Source organism: Streptomyces sp. HPF1205, from assembly GCF_020400825.1.
Classification (GTDB): domain Bacteria; phylum Actinomycetota; class Actinomycetes; order Streptomycetales; family Streptomycetaceae; genus Actinacidiphila.
Genome location: NZ_JAINVH010000035.1, coordinates 1 through 16,648, shown reverse-complemented (window position 1 = coordinate 16,648; position 16,648 = coordinate 1). Strand labels below are relative to the sequence as shown.

General features: G+C 71.0%; 13 protein-coding genes. 6 read left to right on the top strand and 7 right to left on the bottom strand.

All coding sequences use genetic code 11. From position 1 onward, the window contains the following. On the top strand, window positions 1-504 hold the full coding sequence (locus tag K7G61_RS29370; protein ID WP_225850136.1) for a thioesterase family protein: 504 nt from the start codon (window positions 1-3) through the stop codon (window positions 502-504). A 221-nt stretch (window positions 505-725) separates the two neighbouring features. Here K7G61_RS29370 and K7G61_RS29365 read toward each other — a convergent pair whose 3' ends face one another. Then, window positions 726-1,709 (bottom strand): DUF1702 family protein, encoded by a 984-nt coding sequence (locus K7G61_RS29365; RefSeq protein ID WP_225850069.1) that lies wholly within the window; start codon window positions 1,707-1,709, stop codon window positions 726-728. Window positions 1,710-1,927: 218 nt separating this feature from the next. Here K7G61_RS29365 and K7G61_RS29360 point away from each other — a divergent pair, with 218 nt between their 5' ends. Continuing rightward, window positions 1,928-2,896: a hypothetical protein gene (locus K7G61_RS29360; protein ID WP_225850068.1), complete on the top strand. Its 969-nt coding sequence runs from the start codon at window positions 1,928-1,930 to the stop codon at window positions 2,894-2,896. A gap of 353 nt (window positions 2,897-3,249) precedes the next feature. Here the strand turns inward: K7G61_RS29360 and K7G61_RS29355 are convergent, their stop codons facing one another. Then, window positions 3,250-3,705 carry a hypothetical protein gene (locus tag K7G61_RS29355; RefSeq protein ID WP_225850067.1) on the bottom strand — a complete coding sequence of 152 codons (456 nt, stop codon included), beginning with the start codon at window positions 3,703-3,705 and terminating at the stop codon, window positions 3,250-3,252. A gap of 371 nt (window positions 3,706-4,076) precedes the next feature. Beyond that, window positions 4,077-4,652, bottom strand: a complete 576-nt coding sequence (locus K7G61_RS29350; RefSeq protein ID WP_225850066.1) for a dihydrofolate reductase family protein — start codon at window positions 4,650-4,652, stop codon at window positions 4,077-4,079. Window positions 4,653-4,936: 284 nt separating this feature from the next. Here K7G61_RS29350 and K7G61_RS29345 point away from each other — a divergent pair, with 284 nt between their 5' ends. After that, window positions 4,937-5,272: a YciI family protein gene (locus tag K7G61_RS29345; RefSeq protein WP_225850065.1), complete on the top strand. Its 336-nt coding sequence runs from the start codon at window positions 4,937-4,939 to the stop codon at window positions 5,270-5,272. Next, entirely contained in the window at window positions 5,269-6,549 is a 1,281-nt protein-coding gene (locus K7G61_RS29340) for an RNA polymerase sigma factor (RefSeq protein WP_225850064.1), read from the top strand. The genes K7G61_RS29345 and K7G61_RS29340 overlap by 4 nt, the downstream gene beginning before the upstream one ends. Before the next feature lie 86 nt (window positions 6,550-6,635). Here K7G61_RS29340 and K7G61_RS29335 read toward each other — a convergent pair whose 3' ends face one another. Further along, entirely contained in the window at window positions 6,636-7,415 is a 780-nt protein-coding gene (locus K7G61_RS29335) for a TetR/AcrR family transcriptional regulator (RefSeq protein ID WP_225850063.1), read from the bottom strand. A gap of 240 nt (window positions 7,416-7,655) precedes the next feature. On the opposite strand from K7G61_RS29335, the gene K7G61_RS29330 reads away from it, so the two are divergent. Next, window positions 7,656-9,509, top strand: coding sequence for an MFS transporter (locus tag K7G61_RS29330; protein ID WP_225850062.1), 1,854 nt, complete (start codon window positions 7,656-7,658; stop codon window positions 9,507-9,509). Between the two features lie 31 nt (window positions 9,510-9,540). Continuing rightward, the gene (locus K7G61_RS29325; protein ID WP_225850061.1) at window positions 9,541-10,449 is read left to right on the top strand and encodes an NADP-dependent oxidoreductase; all 909 of its coding nucleotides are present in this window, start codon (window positions 9,541-9,543) and stop codon (window positions 10,447-10,449) included. A 286-nt stretch (window positions 10,450-10,735) separates the two neighbouring features. On the opposite strand, the gene K7G61_RS29320 is transcribed toward K7G61_RS29325, so the two are convergent. The 3 genes from K7G61_RS29320 to K7G61_RS29310 form a co-directional block, all read right to left on the bottom strand. After that, window positions 10,736-12,538 carry a VCBS repeat-containing protein gene (locus tag K7G61_RS29320; protein ID WP_225850060.1) on the bottom strand — a complete coding sequence of 601 codons (1,803 nt, stop codon included), beginning with the start codon at window positions 12,536-12,538 and terminating at the stop codon, window positions 10,736-10,738. A 238-nt stretch (window positions 12,539-12,776) separates the two neighbouring features. Further along, window positions 12,777-15,245 carry a cellulose binding domain-containing protein gene (locus tag K7G61_RS29315; RefSeq protein ID WP_225850059.1) on the bottom strand — a complete coding sequence of 823 codons (2,469 nt, stop codon included), beginning with the start codon at window positions 15,243-15,245 and terminating at the stop codon, window positions 12,777-12,779. A gap of 958 nt (window positions 15,246-16,203) precedes the next feature. Continuing rightward, the coding region (locus K7G61_RS29310; RefSeq protein ID WP_225850058.1) for a cellulose binding domain-containing protein at window positions 16,204-16,648 on the bottom strand (445 nt) is incomplete at its 5' end.

Here is a 16,648-nt window from a genome sequence, read left to right as displayed (position 1 = left end):
ATGCCGGCTGCCGCGCCCTATTACGAGTACCGCCACCTGGTCGGTTTCGAGGAGACCAACCTGGTGGGGAACGTCTACTACGTCAACTACCTGCGCTGGCAGGGCCGCTGCCGCGAACTGTTCCTGCGCGAGCGGGCGCCCGACGTCCTGGCGGAGATCCAGCGCGACCTCAAGCTGTTCACGATCAAGGTGGACTGCGAGTTCCTGGCGGAGGCCACCGCGTTCGACGAACTGTCGGTCCGGATGCGGCTGGCCGAGCTGACGCAGACGCAGATCGCGTTCGCCTTCGACTACGTACGGCTGGAGCCGGGCGGCGGCGAGACGCTGGTCGCCCGCGGCAGCCAGCACGTGGCCTGCATGCGCGGCCCGAACACGCAGACCCGCCCGGCCCGGGTGCCGGCCTCCCTGCACCGGGCGCTGCTGCCCTACCTCACCCCTCAGGCCGCCGCCGGACCGCGCGCCCTCAGCCCGCGGAGCGCCACGAACGGGGCGTCACCGGGCTGAGCTCGGCGGTTCGCCGGGAGGGACGGCGGTTCGCGCCGGCGGGTCAGCCGGGCGGTGTGAACAGGGTGTCGCCCCGGCTGAGCCTTGCGGTCGCCGGGCGGTTCGCGGGCGGTTCGCGGGCGGTTCGCCGGGCGGCGCGCTGCGGCCCGGCCTTCGCCCGGCACCGCGGCCCCGCCGCCCCGTCCCCGTGCCGGGGCTGGCCGCGTACCGGACGTGATGGCTCAGGCGAGGCCCAGCGCGCCGCCGGCCAGCTCCGCGGCGATCCGGGTCCGCCACGTCTCGTAGGCCGGCTGCCCGTGGTCGACCACGGGTACGGGCCGGGTCCGGGCGCAGACCGCTGCCGCCGTCTCGGGATCGCTTCCGCACAGCAGCCGGGTGGCCCGCCCGGTCTCGGCGACCACCAGCCCGGCCTCCACCCGGGCGGTGGCCCCGAAGGCGGACCCCTGGGCGACCTGCGGCCGGTAGCGCGCGGCACGCTCGGCGAGGTCCTTCAGTTCGCGGTCGTCCGCGCCGCCCGCGTAGGTGGCGGCGAGGCCGACCCCGCTGTACAGGTCCGCCCGGCGCTCGGCGGGGAAGCCGTCCACCAGGTCGGCGACCCGCGCGGGATCGGCGCCGCCGACGAACCAGACGGCCCGTCCGATGCCCTGGTCGATCGCCCGCGCGGCGTACGCCTGCGGTCCGCCGCCGGTCGTCCAAGGCGGCACCGCGTCCTGGTACCGCTCGTGCACGTACCTGGCCGTGTGGAAGTACGCCTGGTGGAAGCCGTAGCCGTCGAGCGCGAGCCAGCGCAGCAGCGGGTCCCGCGGCACGATCGCGGACCGGCGGAACGCAGGCAGCCGGGCCATGGCCCACCCGGCGCCCACATGGATCATGTAACTGTGCTCCCGGCCGCGCCGGTCGAGCAGCGCGGCCACCCGCGCCCGGCGGCCGAAGGACAGGGCGTCGAGCATCGCGCAGGCCATGGCGGCGCCCTCGTAGGCGAAGCCGCGGAACCGCCTCGGCAGTGCCTCGAGACGCTGATCGGCGTCGGCGGGGTCGGCCGCCTCCATGACGTACCCGTAGCCGGTCAGGAACATCTCGCCGATCGTCTCCAGCAGTTCGCGCGCGGCCGGGTCCTTCTCGTGGAACCCGCGGGTGGCGAACCGCGCCTCGGACAGGTCGGGGGTCAACAGGCGGCGCCGCAGGGCGCGCAGGGTGCCGGCCATCGTCTCCTCCGTTGTCGGTGTGCCGGGAGTGCGGCCGTGGCGTGCGGCCGCGGGGTGCGGCCGCGGAGTACAGCCGTTCCGGGGGAATCATCCCGGCGGCCGGACGGCGGGACTACTTCCAAGGTGCCCGCTTTTCCCGGCAACGGAGAAGAAGTCATCGCACCCGGCGATCGCCATCATGAAGCGATCCGGAATTGCCGATCCCTGGAGGTGCGTCCGTGAGCGAGACGAATACCGTTCCGCCGCCGGCAGCGGCAACCGCACCGCGGACGTCCCTCTTCGTCACCGGCGAATTCCCCCGGCGGCGGGCACTGGTGATCGTGCTGAGCCTGCTCGCGGGCCTCCTGCTCGCCTACGCCTGGTCCGCCCGGCTGGTCGACGACGACATCGGCCTGAACAGCGCGCACGCCGTGCTCGGCGACGACGCCGGCACCAAGCCGATCGGCGGTATCGCCTCCGGCGTGCTGTTCGCGCTCGTCACGGGCATGGCCGGGTCGTTCACCGCGTGCAACGTCGCGGTCTTCGGCGCGGTCGGTCCCCTGGTCGGGCAGAGCCACTCGGCCCGGGACCGGCTGCTGCACACGCTCAGGCCGATCGGCTGGCTGACCGCCGGCATGATCCCGGTGTCGGCCGCGTACGGGGCGCTGGTGGGCCTGGCCGGAACCCACATGCCGCAGTTCTCCACGGCGAAGGGCCACGGCCTGTCGCCGCGCGCCATTCAGTCGATGATCGCCTTCGGGCTGATCGGTTTCGTGATGATCGTACTCGGCCTGGCCGCCGCGGGCGTCATTCCCGACCCCATGAGCGGAATTTCCCGGCGCTATCCCCAGGCCCCCCTCGTGCTGATGGGAATTCTCATCGGCGGATTTCTGGTGGGCCGCCCGTACCCGCTTTTCCGGGCTCTGTTCCGCCATGCGGCGACCACGCGCAACCCGTTCTACGGAGCAGCCGCCTTCGTCCTGCAGTCGCTCGGCAACATCCTGGTGATGACGCTGCTGTTCCTGCTGCTCTCCTACGGCATCGGCGGCCGTCTGCGCCGCCGGCTGGCCGCCGTACCCGGCCGTACGGCCGTCGTCACGGGCTCCGCGTTCCTGGTGGCCGGGGCCTTCACGATGCTCTACTGGGACGTCCGGCTCCTGGGCGGCCTCGGCTACCTGTGGTGGCCGATCGCGCCCTGGAACCATTGACGCGATGAGCGGGCCGCGAACGGCCGGGGGCCGGCGGCGTACGGCCCCCGGCCCGCGCCGGCGGGGCAACCCGTCGAAGTGGGTCGTCCTGATGGGGCAGATGATGCCGTGGGGCTACCTGTCGCTGGCACTGCGCTCGTCACTGGGACGCACGCGGGCGGAAGTCGGTGTGGTCGAGCTTCCACCCGGCCGGGCCCGCGGACGCCGGCGGCCGGCCACGCGTGCCGATCCGGCGGCGGACGATGGGGGGCGCTGATCGCGGCCGGTGCCCCCGGTGCGGCCGGCGCCGCGGTCCTGGCCGGTGCCGTCGGCGCCCGCCGGCGAACCGACGGGCCCTCATCGGTGGTTCGGGGCTAGCAGTACTTGGCGCCGCCGCTGCTTCCGACTCCCACGACGTTGATGTTGTCGTTTCTGATCGTCGCACCCACCTGGATGCAATTGCTGGGAGCGTACATCGTCACCGGGCCCGCATAGTAGTAATAGTAATCGTGGTCGATGTCGGAACTCACGTATGTGCACGTCGGAGAGATGCTGGTTTCCGCGCACTTGAAGACGGTGACCGACATGTAGATGTCGCTCTTGCCGGAAACCGCGGAACTGCCCACGGCCACCGCGCAGTTGTTGCCCGTCGACGAGTCGTAATAGATATGGATCGTGCCGTAGTTGGTGCCACCCGAGGTGGTGACGGGATACGAGCCGATCTCGGAACCCGAACAGCCGTAACCCGACGCACTCGCGGCGGGGGCCAGAACGAGCCCTCCGACAATGGCCAGAAACGCCGTGAAGAGCAGCGCAACGGTTCGGCGCATTGATGACCTCCAGGATGAGAGACGAGAAAGTTGAGGCGCTGCCGGTGCCCGGGATGGCGCGGAAGCCCGCCAGGCCTGGAGCCGCGTCGGATGCCCCGCTCCCGAATGTTCCGGACAGTGAGTGAGTCCGGGCAAGAAGCCCGGTCAACTCCGGTCACCGCGGCGAGAATCCATCCGTCCGCCCCGGCGTGCCCGATCCGGTGCCGCCCGGGCGGGCCGTGCGGTCCTGCTCTGCGCGCCGAGGTGGTGGACGAGCATCAGGGTGCAGCCTGCCGGCGGACCGCTGACGTGCCCCGCGTTCGCGCGGAACTCTTCGATCATCGCGGCGTCGACGTCACGAGCCTCGTCCGCCGCCGCATCCGCCGTGCTCGTCATCCGACGGCGTAGGTCAGGCTCAGCAGACCGCCCGGGAGCTGCTCGACCGTGCGCAGGTCGAGTTCCTGCCGGCGTTTCGCCGTGGCGAAGAGTGCGGCTCCCTCGCCCGCGAGCAGCGGGTAGACGATGAGGCGGAGTTCGTCGACGAGCCCGGCGTCGAGGAGACCGGCGACCGTGGGGGCACCTCCCATCAGATAAATGTCCTTGCCGTGCTGTTCCTTGAGGGCGGCGATGTCGTCGGTGCCGCGGAGGATACGGGTGTTGGGCCACTGCGCCGAGGTCATGGTGATCGACAGGACGTAGTGAGGCATCCGTGTCGTGATCTCGGCCCATGCGCGTTCGCCGGCCGTGGGCACGTTGCCGCCGATCCAGTGCGGCTTGCCCGGTTCGTTGCGGATCGCGGTCCAGTACTGCTCGTAGCCGGGGTACATGCCTCCCCCGAGGACGCAGGCGTCCACCTGCGGGGTCAGGCCGTAGTCCTCCGACCAGGCCGGCACCCAGTCCGCGTAGCCTTCGGGTCCTTCGGTCTTGCCGTCGACCGAAATCTTGAACGCCGCTATGAGTTTGCGCATGTCTGCCTCTCGGTGTGTCGTGCCCTCCTGGGCGGCGGCTCCACGACGGTGGGGACCGGCCCGGGAGGGGAGGTTCGCCCTACCGACGAACGGGCGCGGCTAAATCGACACCCCGACCAGGAGAATTTCCGGGGGGACCACTCACCTGCCGGGGCCGGCCGGTACGTTTCCCCGGACCGTGCGGAGGAGAGGTGCGGCGCCCTCACGTACTCTCTGAAGTACGTACGGCGGGCCGGGTATGCGGCTTTGCACCCACCGGCGCATCCGGCCCCATGGGAGTACCTGTGAAATACACGCTGCTGATCTGCGACGACGAGTCCGGCCGGATGGGCCCGGAGGAGGTCGTGCGCGGCCACATCGCCTGGACGCAGTACATGGAGAGCCGCGGAGTGGTGCTGCTGCGTGCCGCGCGTCTTCGATCGAGCTCCGACGCCACCACGGTGCGTGCGCGTGACGGTGAGGTGCTGATCAGCGACGGACCGTTCGCGGAGACGAAGGAGCAGATCGGCGGTTTCGCGCTGATCGAGTGCGCCGATCTCGACGAGGCGGTCGACGTCGCGTCCAGGCACCCGTTCGCCGCGCACGGGGTGATCGAGATCCGGCCGGTTTGGGAACCGTGAGCGAAGCGGTCGACACGGCGGTCGCCAAGGCGTTCCGGCAGGAATGGGGGCAGGTCGTCGCGACCTTGATCGGGCTGACCGGCGACTGGGACCTCGCCGAGGAGTGCGCACAGGACGCCTTCGCGCTGGCGTTGGAGAAGTGGCGCCGCGACGGTGTCCCGGACCGGCCGGGAGCCTGGCTGACCACCACGGCGCGCAACCGCGCCACCGACCGGCTGCGCCGTGAAGCCGTCGGCGCGGCGAAGCTGCGGAAGCTGGCGGTGATGTCACGCCTTGAGGCGGGCGTCACCGAGCCCGCCGGCACCGAGGAGCCCGCCGCCGACGAAGCGGCCGTCAGCGGTGTGCGGGACGACCGGCTGCGGCTGATCTTCACCTGCTGCCATCCGGCGCTCGCGCTGGAGGCGCAGGTCGCCCTCACGCTGCGGACTCTGGCGGGGATGACCACGTCCGAGATCGCCAGGGCGTTCCTTGTCCCGGAGGCGACCATGGCCCAGCGTCTGGTACGGGCCAAGCGCAAGATCCGCAATGCCGGCGTGCCGTACCGGGTGCCGCCGGCTGCTGTGCTGCCGGAGCGCACGAAGGGGGTCCTGGGCGTCCTCTACCTGCTGTTCAACGAGGGGTACGCGGCCACCGCCGGCGCCGATCTCGTACGGCGGTCGCTGACCGCTGAGGCCATCCGCCTGGCCCGGCTGCTGGCCCGGCTGATGCCCGAGGACTGCGAGGCCGCCGGACTCCTGGCCCTGATGCTGCTGCACGACTCACGGCACGCCGCCCGCCTCGATGCCGCGGGCGATCTGGTGACCCTGGCGGAGCAGGACCGGACCCGATGGGACGGCCGACGGATCGCCGAGGGGGTCGGTGTGCTGGAGGCTGCCCTGCGGCGGGGGCGGCCGGGCCCGTACCAGATCCAGGCGGCCATCGTCGCGTGCCACGCCACGGCCGGATCGGCTGCCGACACCGACTGGGAGGAGATCGCCGCGCTGTACGGTCTTCTTGCCGAACAGGTGCCTTCGCCGGTGGTCGAGTTGAACAGGGCGGTCGCGGTCGCCATGGCCGACGGCCCGGCGGCGGCCATGGGCTTGCTCGATGCGCTCCAGGCGTCCGGGGCCCTGGCCGGGTACTACCTGCTGCCCGCCACCCGCGCGGATCTGCTGCGCCGCCTCGGTCGCGTCGGCGAGGCCGTCGATGCCTACCGCGAGGCGCTGGACCTGGCGGCCACCGACACCGAGCGCCGCTTCCTCGCCCGGCGACTGGCGGAGACCACGGCCACGCGGTGACCCCGGACCGCCTGGGGCCTCCCGTCGGCCGGGCTGCCCGGTCCGCGTGTGCGGAAGACCGTGCCCGCCGCCGCTTCACCGCCGCTTCACCGCCGATTCTGCCGGGCCTTGGCCGGATCCGCGGTCCGTTGCGCGGCGGCCGCGCGGGCGATGCCGTCCAGCAGGAGGGTCAGGCCGAACTCGAAGCGTTCGTCGCCTCCGCCCTGCGTCAGGGTGCCGGCATTGCCGCTGGTGTGCGGGAAGCGGTCGGCCGGCAGTGACGCGTAGAAGTCCCGGAGATCGCCGAGGAACCGCGTGGCGAACTCGTGGACCGGCTGCTCCGGGGGGCGGTGGGCCAGGAGCAGCGCGCCCTGGTAGGCGTCCCCGGCCACGTACAGCAGCAACCGGTCGATCGACCAGGCGGCCGTCCGCACCGGAATGCCGGCGCCGATCATGATGCCGAGCAGGCCCTCGGTGACGCGCAGCATGTTCGGTCCGGTCGGGATGGCACCCAGCGCGACGCGGGCGACATCGTTGTGCGCACACAGCACCCGGTAGTACTCCCGGGCCACGTCACGCACCTGCTCGATCCAGCGATCCGGGTCCGCGCGGGGCACCGTCACCTCCGCCGCGGCAAGGTCGAGCACCAGCTCGAGCAGTTCCTCCTTGCCCGAGATGTGCGTGTAGAGGCTGGCCGAACCGGTGTCCAGTTCCTCGGCGACGCGCCGCACCGTGACCGCGTCCAGCCCTTCGGCGACCACCACGCGCAGTGCGGTCTCCACGATCAGGTCCTTGGACAGCGGCGCGCGCTTCCGTGGCGGCCGGCGCGGGCCGCGCGCCGGCCGCCACGGGGGAGCCGGCAGTTCGACGTCGTCCTTCGCGGTCATGCGACTCCCCTCTGGGGCGCGGAGTGTGCCCGGCTCCGGCTGTTGCCGTTCGCCCGGGTGCGGCAGCCGGCCCTGGCCCGTGAGCCGGACCGACGATGACCAGCGTACTTGACACGATCGGCGATCGTGAGTCGAATGATGGTCGTTCGACGAGCGCTGATTAATGACCGATCAATGATCGGTCCCAGTGCTCCCGGTCCGGTCCCCTCTTCTTCCCGACTCAACTGTGAGGTCGTCCTCATGACCTGGAACAACGCGGCCGTGGCCGACCCCCCGGACCCCCGCCGCTGGGCGGCTTTCGCCGTCGTACTGCTGGCATCCGTGATGGACCTGCTCGATTCGTTGGTCACCAACATCGCCGGACCCACCATCCGCGCCGACATCGGCGGCGGTCCTGAGCTCATCCAGTGGCTCGGTGCCGGCTACACCCTGGCCATGGCGGCCGGGCTGATGGTCGGCGGCCGTCTCGGCGACATCCACGGGCGAAAGCCGGTGTTCCTGACGGGTGCGGCCGGCTTCACCCTTGCCTCCGTGCTGTGCGCGTGCGCCACTTCGCCCGGCGAGCTGATCGGATTCCGCGTCGCCCAGGGGCTGTTCGGGGCGGTGATGCTGCCGCAGGGCCTCGGCGTGATCAAGGCCGTCTTCCCGCCCCAGGAACTCGCAAGGGCCTTCGGTGCTTTCGGCCCCGCTATGGGCCTGTCCACCGTGGTGGGCCCGGTGCTGGCCGGCACCCTGATCGACGCCGACCTGTTCCACACCGGCTGGCGGATGGTCTTCCTGATCAATCTGCCGCTCGGCCTGGTCGCGCTGTACGGCGGGTTCAGGTATCTGCCCGGCGGCCGGCTACTCGCCGGGATGCGGCTCGACCCGGCCGGCGCGGTGATTGCCGCAGGCGCGGCCCTCATGGTGGTCTACCCCGTGGTGCAGGGCCGGTCACTCGGCTGGCCGGCCTGGACGATCGCGATGGCCGCCGGCTCACTCGTGCTGTTCGGCCTCTTCGGATACATCGAGACGCGGATCCACCGCAATGGCGGTGACCCGCTGGTGGTCCCCACCGTCTTCCGGAAGCGTTCCTTCAGCGGCGGCCTGGCCACCGGACTCGTCTTCTTCGCCGCGCTCGTCGGCTTCTCCCTGGTGCTCACCCTCTTCGTCCAGATCGGCCTGGGTTACTCACCGCTCAAGGCGGGACTGGCCGCGTTGCCGCAGGCGATCGGCAGTGTCGTCGGCTTCGTCGTGGCCGGCGTGGGACTCGCCGACAAGCTGGGACGGCGGCTCCTGCACCTCGGCCTGGCGTGCATGGGGCTCGGGGTGGCCGGCACGTACCTCGCCTTCCACGCGGCGGGCACCGCCCTGACTCCGTGGGATCTGGCGCCCTCGCTGCTGTTCACCGGCGCCGGGATGGGCATGTTCCTCGCCCCCTTCTTCGACATCGTGCTCGCCGCCGTGGAGCCGGACGAGTACGGCTCGGCGTCCGGAACTCTCAACGCGGTCCAGCAGTTCGCCGGCGCGGTCGGAGTCGCGATCCTCGGCACGGTGTTCTTCGGGCTGGCCGGCGGACATGTCGGCGCGGCCGTCGACCATCAGGCACCGGCGTTGCGCGCCCGACTGTCGGCGGCCGGGGTGGCTCCGGCGGACCGCGACGCCATCGTCGCCGACCTGCGCGGGTGCGAGGTGGACAGGTCGACGGCGAGCGATCCGTCCCGCGTGCCCGCGTCCTGCGCCGCCCTGCGCGGTGCCGTCGTCCGAGCGGGAGCCGCGCACGGCGCGTCGGTCGGCGCCGAGGTGGGCTCGGTCGCGAGCGACGCCGCCGGGAAGGGGTTCAGCACATCGGTTCAGGAGACGATCTGGACCGTGATGGGGCTGCTCGCCGCGGCCTTCGTCCTCACCTTCACCCTGCCGCGCAGGGCCGCGCCCCAGGGCGACCGGACGGACTGGGATCGGTCGGGCGGTGGAGACGGTGCCGACGGGGGCGACGGTGCCGCGGACCGCGAGCCGCACGCAGACCCGGAACGCGTGGATCCGGCCCGCTCCGGCCGGGCCGGACCACGGCAGTACTCCGGGGCATCGGATGCCACGGGGCAACACACCAAGTAACACGTTCGCACCACTGGATGAGGAGTTGGCCATGTCCCAGGCAATCGTCTACACCGAGTACGGTGACCCCGACGTGCTCCGTCTCGTTCCTGTCCCCGTTCCCGAACCCGGACCCGGCCAGGTCAGGGTGCGGATGCGGGCGGCCGGCGTGCAGCCGGCCGACACACGGCAGCGCAGCGGCGCCTGGCGCGCCTGGATGCCGGTGACCTTTCCCGCCCGGGTGGGCAACGAGGGCGCCGGAGTCGTCGAGGCCGTCGGCGCCGGTGTGCGGGGGGTCGCCGTCGACGACGAGGTGCTGGGCCCGGCGCCAGGCGCGTACGCCGAGCATGTGCTGTTCGCCGCGGACCAGATCGTGCACAAGCCCGAACCGATGCCATGGGCGGAAGCGGGCGCGCTGTCGGCGTCCGGACAGACCGCTTCGACAGCGCTGGACGACCTCCAGGTTGCGTCCGGTGAGACGCTGCTCATTCACGCCGCGGCGGGCGGTGTCGGCCACCTGGCCGTGCAACTCGCCCGGCAGCGGGGCGCGTTGGTGATCGGTACGGCAGGCGCGCACAACCACGAATTCCTCCGCTCGCTCGGCGCCGTCCCGGTGGCTTACGGGCCGGGCCTTGCCGAGCGGGTCAGGGCCCTGGCCCCGGATGGTGTGGACGCCGTGCTCGACGGCGCGGGCGGTGACGCGCTGGAGGCCTCGCTGGAACTCGTCGGCGAACGCCGGCGCATCGGCACGATCGCCGACCAGGCCGGCGCCGCCCGCCTGGGCCTGCGGGCGATCGGCACACGCCGGTCGCCCGCCCGCCTGCGCGAGCTGACCGAGCTCTACGCGGACGGCAAGCTGCGGGTGATGATCTGGAAGCGGTTCCCTCTCGCCGAGGCCGCCGCCGCCCACCGGGAAAGCGAGGGACAGCACCTGCGCGGCAAGATCGTGCTGACCATGTGAGGGACGGCGCACCCGCAGGCGGTGTCGCCGTCGACCCGGAGCACGCCGATGGCGAAAGCCCGGAACGCGGCCTCGTCCGGCACCCGCCCGTACAGCCCGAACGCCGGTTGGCGGTTGGCCGCCGTCGCGGTCAGCCGCCGACTGCTGCCCATCTCGCTGAAGACGTGCTCAGCAAGGAACACAGCGCGCCCCATCCCGGCGCTGCCGCCGATCACCACCACGGTCTGGCCCGCCATGTCGGACGGGTGCAAGGACGCGACAACCCGCGCCTGGTCGCGACACCGGCTCAGCTCACGTGGTCGTAGGCGTGGCCTGTCTGTGCGTCGGAGATCACGCGAGAGTTGAAGGGAGCGAGACGGTCGCCGGTGCCGGTGTAGAGGTAGACGGTGCTCGTGCCGGGGTAGTAGGCGAAGAGGTCCGCCTTGCCGTCGTGGTCGACGTCACCTGCGCCGACGAGCTCGGAGTAGCCCTGCCAGCCGCCGCCGATCTTCGTGCGCCGGGTGAAGGTGCCGTCGCCCTTGCCGAGGTAAAGCCACGTGACGCCGTCCCTGTCGCGGGCGACGAGGTCGCCCGCTGCCGCTCCGGCGAGGTTTCCCACAGCCGTGAGCTGGTTGTAGATGTCCCAACCGGTACCGATCCGCCGGCGGTTGTCGAAGGGACGGGACGCGTCGCCGGTGCTGCGGTAGAGCCAGAGGACCCCCGCCGCGTCGACGGCGACAAGGTCGGGCCGGCCGTCGCCGGTGAAGTCGCTGCCGCCGGTGAGGTGCGTGTAGACCTGCCAGCCGCCGCCGATCCGCCGGCGCGCGTCGAAACCGCCGGCCTCCCTGCCCGAGTAGAGCCAGAGAACACCGTCCGCGTCACGGGCGACCAGTTCGGGAAGGAAGCCGGGGCTGCCCGCCCCCACGACGTCGCCGACGGATTCGATCTTGTCGTAGATCTGCCAGCCGCCGCCGACCAGCGCCCGCGGGCGCCCGTCGTAGGCGCTGTCCCGCCACAGCGCGCCCGAGGCGTCGCGCCCCAGCAGGTCGGCGAGGCCGTCGTTGTCGAAGTCGTGCAGGGCGGTGGTGGGGGTGCCGGCATGGGCGAGGAGCTGTACGGCCGGCCGGCCGTCGGCGTCGAGCGCGACCCGGAAGACGCCGTCGCCCTGTGCGGAGCTGCTGCCCTGGATGATTTGCGCCGAGCCGTCGGGGGCGGTGGAGGAGCGGTCGGCGGAGTCGAGGAGGCTGACCGTCTCGCCGTCCGTGATGTGCAGGGCCGTCGCCCCGTAGGTCACCCAGTCGCCGAGCAGGCCGATGGCCAGGCTCGCACCGGCCGAGGTTCCCGGCACGGGGACGCGCTTCTCGGCGCCGGTGGTCCGGTCGTGAACGACCACGCGGAGCGTGCCCGTGGCGGTGTCGTCCTCGACCCAGGCCAGGCGATTGCCGGAGACGACGGGGTTGCGTGCCTGCTGCGGGTAGGGGTAGCTGACGGTGGCGTCGGACAGGTCGATCAGGCCGATGCGCTTGCTGCCGTCCACGTCCGTGTCGATCAGGCCGTGGGTGGCGTCGCCGGGCCGCACCCTGTGGGTCGTGTCCCGCAAGCCCTGTACGGGGCGGGGCGCGGCGTCCTTGGTCTCCATCCACAGCTTCGTCGCCCCGTCGACGAAGACGGCCTTGCCCGCCAGGCCGCCGTACAGGCTGTCCGGCCCGTCGTCGACCGGGCTCATGGTGAACGACACGCCGGTGGACAAGTCCAGCGACTGGGTTCCGCGTGTGTCGCTGGTGGTGACGACGGTGTCCCCGGAGGTTTCGGCTATGCCGTCGACCGAGACGTAGACGATGTCGCGTGACGCCCCGCCCCCGTACGGGGTCCATCGGAGCTTGCCGTCCTCGCCGTCGTGCGGGACGTGCGTCAGGAAGCCGTCGGCGCCCGCGGACGCCAGTGTGGCGCCGGGCACCATCGGGAGCAGGCTGCCCGGCCCCTGCGACGCGGGGGCGGCGGCCGTCGCGTTCGCCGGTGCGACGGTCAGCGCGCCCGAACCGAGTGTGACAGCGAGAACAGTGGCGATGGCGGCGCCGAGACGGAGCCGGCCGGCGTGAAAGGAAAGCAAGGAAGGCTCCTCCTGCGCGTGACGGGCTGGGACGGCACCTGCCTGCCCCTACCAGTCCGACCACCGGCCGCACGCTTCGGTTGTACGAAACCGGCAACGACGTACGAGGGACCGCACCGCCAACCGCCGCCACCCGCGGACACCCCTTCGCAGGCCCTGGCGTCCATGAGTTCGCCGGAGCCCTCGTTTCCGCCCGATCGGGAGGGCGGAAACGAGGGTCGGCGGGACCCGTGCGGGGTCAGTTGCAGGCGGTGCCGTTGAGAGTGAAGGCGGTCGGGCTGGTGTCGTTGCTGGTGAAGGTGCCCTGGAAGCCGAAGGTGGTGTTGGCGCCCGGGGCGATGGCGGCGTTGTAATCCACGTTCACCGCGGTGACCGTGGCGCCGGACTGGGTGACGGTGGCGCTCCAGGCGTTCGTGATCTTCTGGTCACCCGGGAAGCTCCACTTCAGGGTCCAACCGCTGATGGCGGAGGTGCCGGTGTTGTCGACCTCCACGTTGGCGGTGAACCCGCCGGGCCACTCGGAGGCGCGTGTGTAGGACACATGGCAGGTGGAGCCGGTGCCGCCGGTGGATCCGGACGTGGAACCGCTGGTGGATCCGGACGTGGAGCCGCCGGTTGTGCCGCTGGTGGATCCGGACGTGGAGCCGCCGGTTGTGCCGCCGGTGGATCCGGACGTGGAGCCGCCGGTGGAGCCGGATGTCGTGCCGCCGGTCGTGCTGCTGCCGACTCCGGTCTGCGAGATGACCTGCTGGGCGGCGGAGGGCCAGTTGTTCCCGCTGACCTGGACGTTGCCGGTAAGGGTGTTGTTGTGCGGCGAACCGGTGGCGACGTTGGTGGCACCGCCGTTGTACCAGTTGTAGTTGAAGGCGTTGTCGTTGGTGTGGTTGTTGCCGGCGTTGGTGAACGCCCAGACGCCGGTGTCCTGGACCACGTTGTTGGTCAGTGTCACGTAGCGGGAGCCCTCGTCGAGGTACAGGCCGACAGTGTGCTGGTTGTCGTAGATGTAGTTGTCGTTGAACGTGGCGCCCGGGTTGGCGGAGAGGTTGTAGAGGCTGCCGCCGTCGTGGAAGAGCTTCTTGGTGCCGTGGATCTTGTTGTACGACACCACGGTGTTCTTCAAGGTGGTCGCCGTCGAATAGACCGGCTGGTAGTTGTAGGTCCCGCGGTTGGCGTAGTCCGGGCTGCCGCCCGGGTCGTTCATCCCCCAGCCCCACCCGACGTCGATGCCGTCGTAGGGCAGGTTGGCCACCTCGTTGTGCTCGATGTCGGCGTGTGTGACGTAGGTCGACAGGATCCCGGCCATGTCCTTGTAGTCCTCGGCGACCCCGCTGACCAGGTTGTTGGTCAAGGTGATGTCCTGGTCGGTCATCGCGGGGTCGGAGGGGTGGTGGGCGTTGGTCTGCACGCCGCCTACCTGGATGCCCCCGCCGGAGTCGTCGGTGAACGTGTTGTGGTCCGCGGTGATGCCGGAGGCGCCCAGTCCTACACCGGAGGCGACCGCGTCGCTGTCCTGCCCGATGCCCAGGCCCACCTCGCCGAGGTGGGCGAAGGTGTCGCCGGTGAAGCTGATCGTGCTCGCGGCCGACACCTGCACCGCGGCGGGCACCTGGTACCAACTCTCCCGGGTCGCCTCGAACTGCGTGCAGCCGGACTGGCAGGAAGTGAGGAAGTTCGAGGGCTGCTGATAGGTCTGCTGCAGGAACGCACCCGACTGCTGGTCCGCGTAGCCGACGTTCGTGCTCGGCTTCAGCCAGGTCGAGTGCTGGAAGGCCAGGCCCTGGAAGGCCATGTTGTGGGCCGGGGTGTCCACGCTGCTGCCGGAGATCTGTACCAGTGAGGTCAGCCGGGGCAGTTCGACGTCGTGGCTCGCCGGGTTCCAGCCGGCCGGCGCCTTGTAGTACAGCTGCCCGGCCTGCGGGTCCAGGTACCACTGTCCAGCGTTCTTCAGGAAGGAGTAGGAGTTCTCCAGGTAGACCTGGTAGGCCGCGGACATGGTGTCGTAGCCCCAGTTGTTGTTGTTCCACGCCGGCTGCTGCATGGTGATCGCCGTGCCGCTGATGCTCTGCACGGGCGCGTACCGGTCGGTGAACGAGTCCTGGGTCTCCAGTTCGATCCGGTTCTGCTCCGGGAGCGAGGCCAGGTAGTTCAGCGAGGAGTTCTTGATCGTCATCCCGCTGGACGTGAACGACACGTCGTTCTTGCTGATCTGGACCGCGGCGCGCGGGGCCAGCGCGCCGTCGACGTAGAGCTGCCGGGAGTCCGTGCCGGTCGGCACGGAGGCGGCGTAGACGTTGTTGCCCGCGTCGTGCAGCGTCCAACCGGTCACCTGCTGGCCGCCGGAGATCACCGGCGTCGCGCCGGAGGCTGCCTGCCAGATGATGTTGTGACCGTTGGTGCCCGAGTCCGAGTTGCCGAACACCAGCGGCGCGGACAGCCGGTAGGTGCCGCCGGCCAGCTGCACCACGATGTCGCCGCTCATGTTCCCGTCGATCGCCTCGACCGAGGACTTCGCCTGCGTCAGTGAACAGGGCGCGGAGGAAGAGCAGGCAGTTCCGCTTCCGGTCGGGGAGGCGTACAGAGTCGTCATGGTCGCCGCGTGCGAGACGACCGGCGCGGCGGCCATGCCGCCCAACGCCAGTGCCACTGCGGTCAGCGCCGATTTCACCGGTAGGCCGCGGCCGCCCCGTGGGGGAGGGTACGACAGCATGGTCGTTCCTTTCTGGTTGACGTTGCGCGTGCCACGACGAGGCGGCCCCGAGCTGGTATCGGCGCTCGGGCGCGTGCGGGCGACCGTCCGCACCGCCCCCGCAACCACTGCCGTGGGTGACTGCGAAGGCTTATTCGACTGACGTGGGGGGCCGGGACGGTGCGTGCGTCACGCCGGGCGACGCGTGTGTGAGGTGAGGCAGAGCGATCGCGGAGTTCGTGCTGCTGGGCAGAGCCCCGCTCCCGGTCCCGCGACCTGTGGTCGTGCGCTGCTGGGGAGCAGGTTCACGCAATCTGGTTCGTCAGGATGCTAGGGCTGCGATGTATGGGCGTCAACAGTCCGACTCATCGCGGAGCTTGGTGGGCAACAGTATGAATCATTTGTGCCGCATCGCATGGCTCCCGGCCGCTTCCCCGCGTGGCCGGATGCCTCCAGCGCCTGATCAGCGCGCTCGGCGAGCGCTCGGTCCGGTGTTCCGCGGCTGGCGTCGATCCACCTCTCGGTCCAAGTGGCCATGGGAAATGTCCCTGGTGAATGGGCGTGGCCCCGCTGTGGGGCCGACGAAGAACCGCGTCGGCGGATGGCGGTCATCGTCACTGTGCGCAGGTGCTGGACAGCTCGTGACAGTAGGACTCCGTCTCTCTTCACAGCGCACATAGGCATGCCTGGCTTGTCCGTACGCACCGTCATACATCCGATCTCTTCGTACGGGTGTTGCTGCGGGAGATCCAGGACGATCCGGGGGATGGTGGCGCCGGCGGTTCCGGTGCGGAGAACAGACCCTCGACCGGACCCGGCCAGGCGGGCGCCGTTGCCACGGACCACGCGGCAACCGAAAGGCCGGCCGGCCCCCGTCCTCGGTGGTGCACCTGATGGTGCCCGCCTCGGACGGGAGCCGGCCGGCCGCCGGTTTCTCCGTACCGTCACACGCGGTCGGCCCGGGTGGGCCGTCCGCAGGTCACGCCGTGCAGGTGAGGGTGGGTGTGCTCGGGCTGCCGTTGGCGAGGAATCCGAAGGTGGTGGAGCCTCCTGCGGCCAGGGAGCCGTTGTAGGAGGCGTTGGTGACCGTCGCGGTCGATCCGCTGGTGGTCAGCGTGCCGTTCCACACCTGGGTGATCGTCTGCCCGCTGGCCAGGGTCCACTTGACGGTCCAACTGCTGATCGCGGCGCTGCCGGCCGTCACCGTGACCTGGCCCTGGAAGCCGCCGGACCAGGAGTTGGTGGTGGAGTACGTGGCCGAGCACGCGCCGTTGCCGGTGCCACCAGTCGTCGTACCACCCGTCGTCGTACCGCCGGTCGTGGTGCCGCCGGTGGTGGTGCCGCCAGTGGTGGTGCCGCCGGTGGTGGTCCCACCGGTGGTCGTGCCGCCCGTGGTGGTGCCGCCGGTCAAGCCGTAGCCGACG

Coding starts and splice junctions, on each gene's coding strand:
- K7G61_RS29365 (WP_225850069.1), bottom strand. CDS start 1,709: ATGGCCGGCACCCTGCGCGCCCTGCGGCGCCGCCTGTTGACCCCCGAC.
- K7G61_RS29350 (WP_225850066.1), bottom strand. CDS start 4,652: ATGCGCAAACTCATAGCGGCGTTCAAGATTTCGGTCGACGGCAAGACC.
- K7G61_RS29325 (WP_225850061.1), top strand. CDS start 9,541: ATGTCCCAGGCAATCGTCTACACCGAGTACGGTGACCCCGACGTGCTC.
- K7G61_RS29335 (WP_225850063.1), bottom strand. CDS start 7,415: ATGACCGCGAAGGACGACGTCGAACTGCCGGCTCCCCCGTGGCGGCCG.
- K7G61_RS29355 (WP_225850067.1), bottom strand. CDS start 3,705: ATGCGCCGAACCGTTGCGCTGCTCTTCACGGCGTTTCTGGCCATTGTC.
- K7G61_RS29370 (WP_225850136.1), top strand. CDS start 1: ATGCCGGCTGCCGCGCCCTATTACGAGTACCGCCACCTGGTCGGTTTC.
- K7G61_RS29315 (WP_225850059.1), bottom strand. CDS start 15,245: ATGCTGTCGTACCCTCCCCCACGGGGCGGCCGCGGCCTACCGGTGAAA.
- K7G61_RS29330 (WP_225850062.1), top strand. CDS start 7,656: ATGACCTGGAACAACGCGGCCGTGGCCGACCCCCCGGACCCCCGCCGC.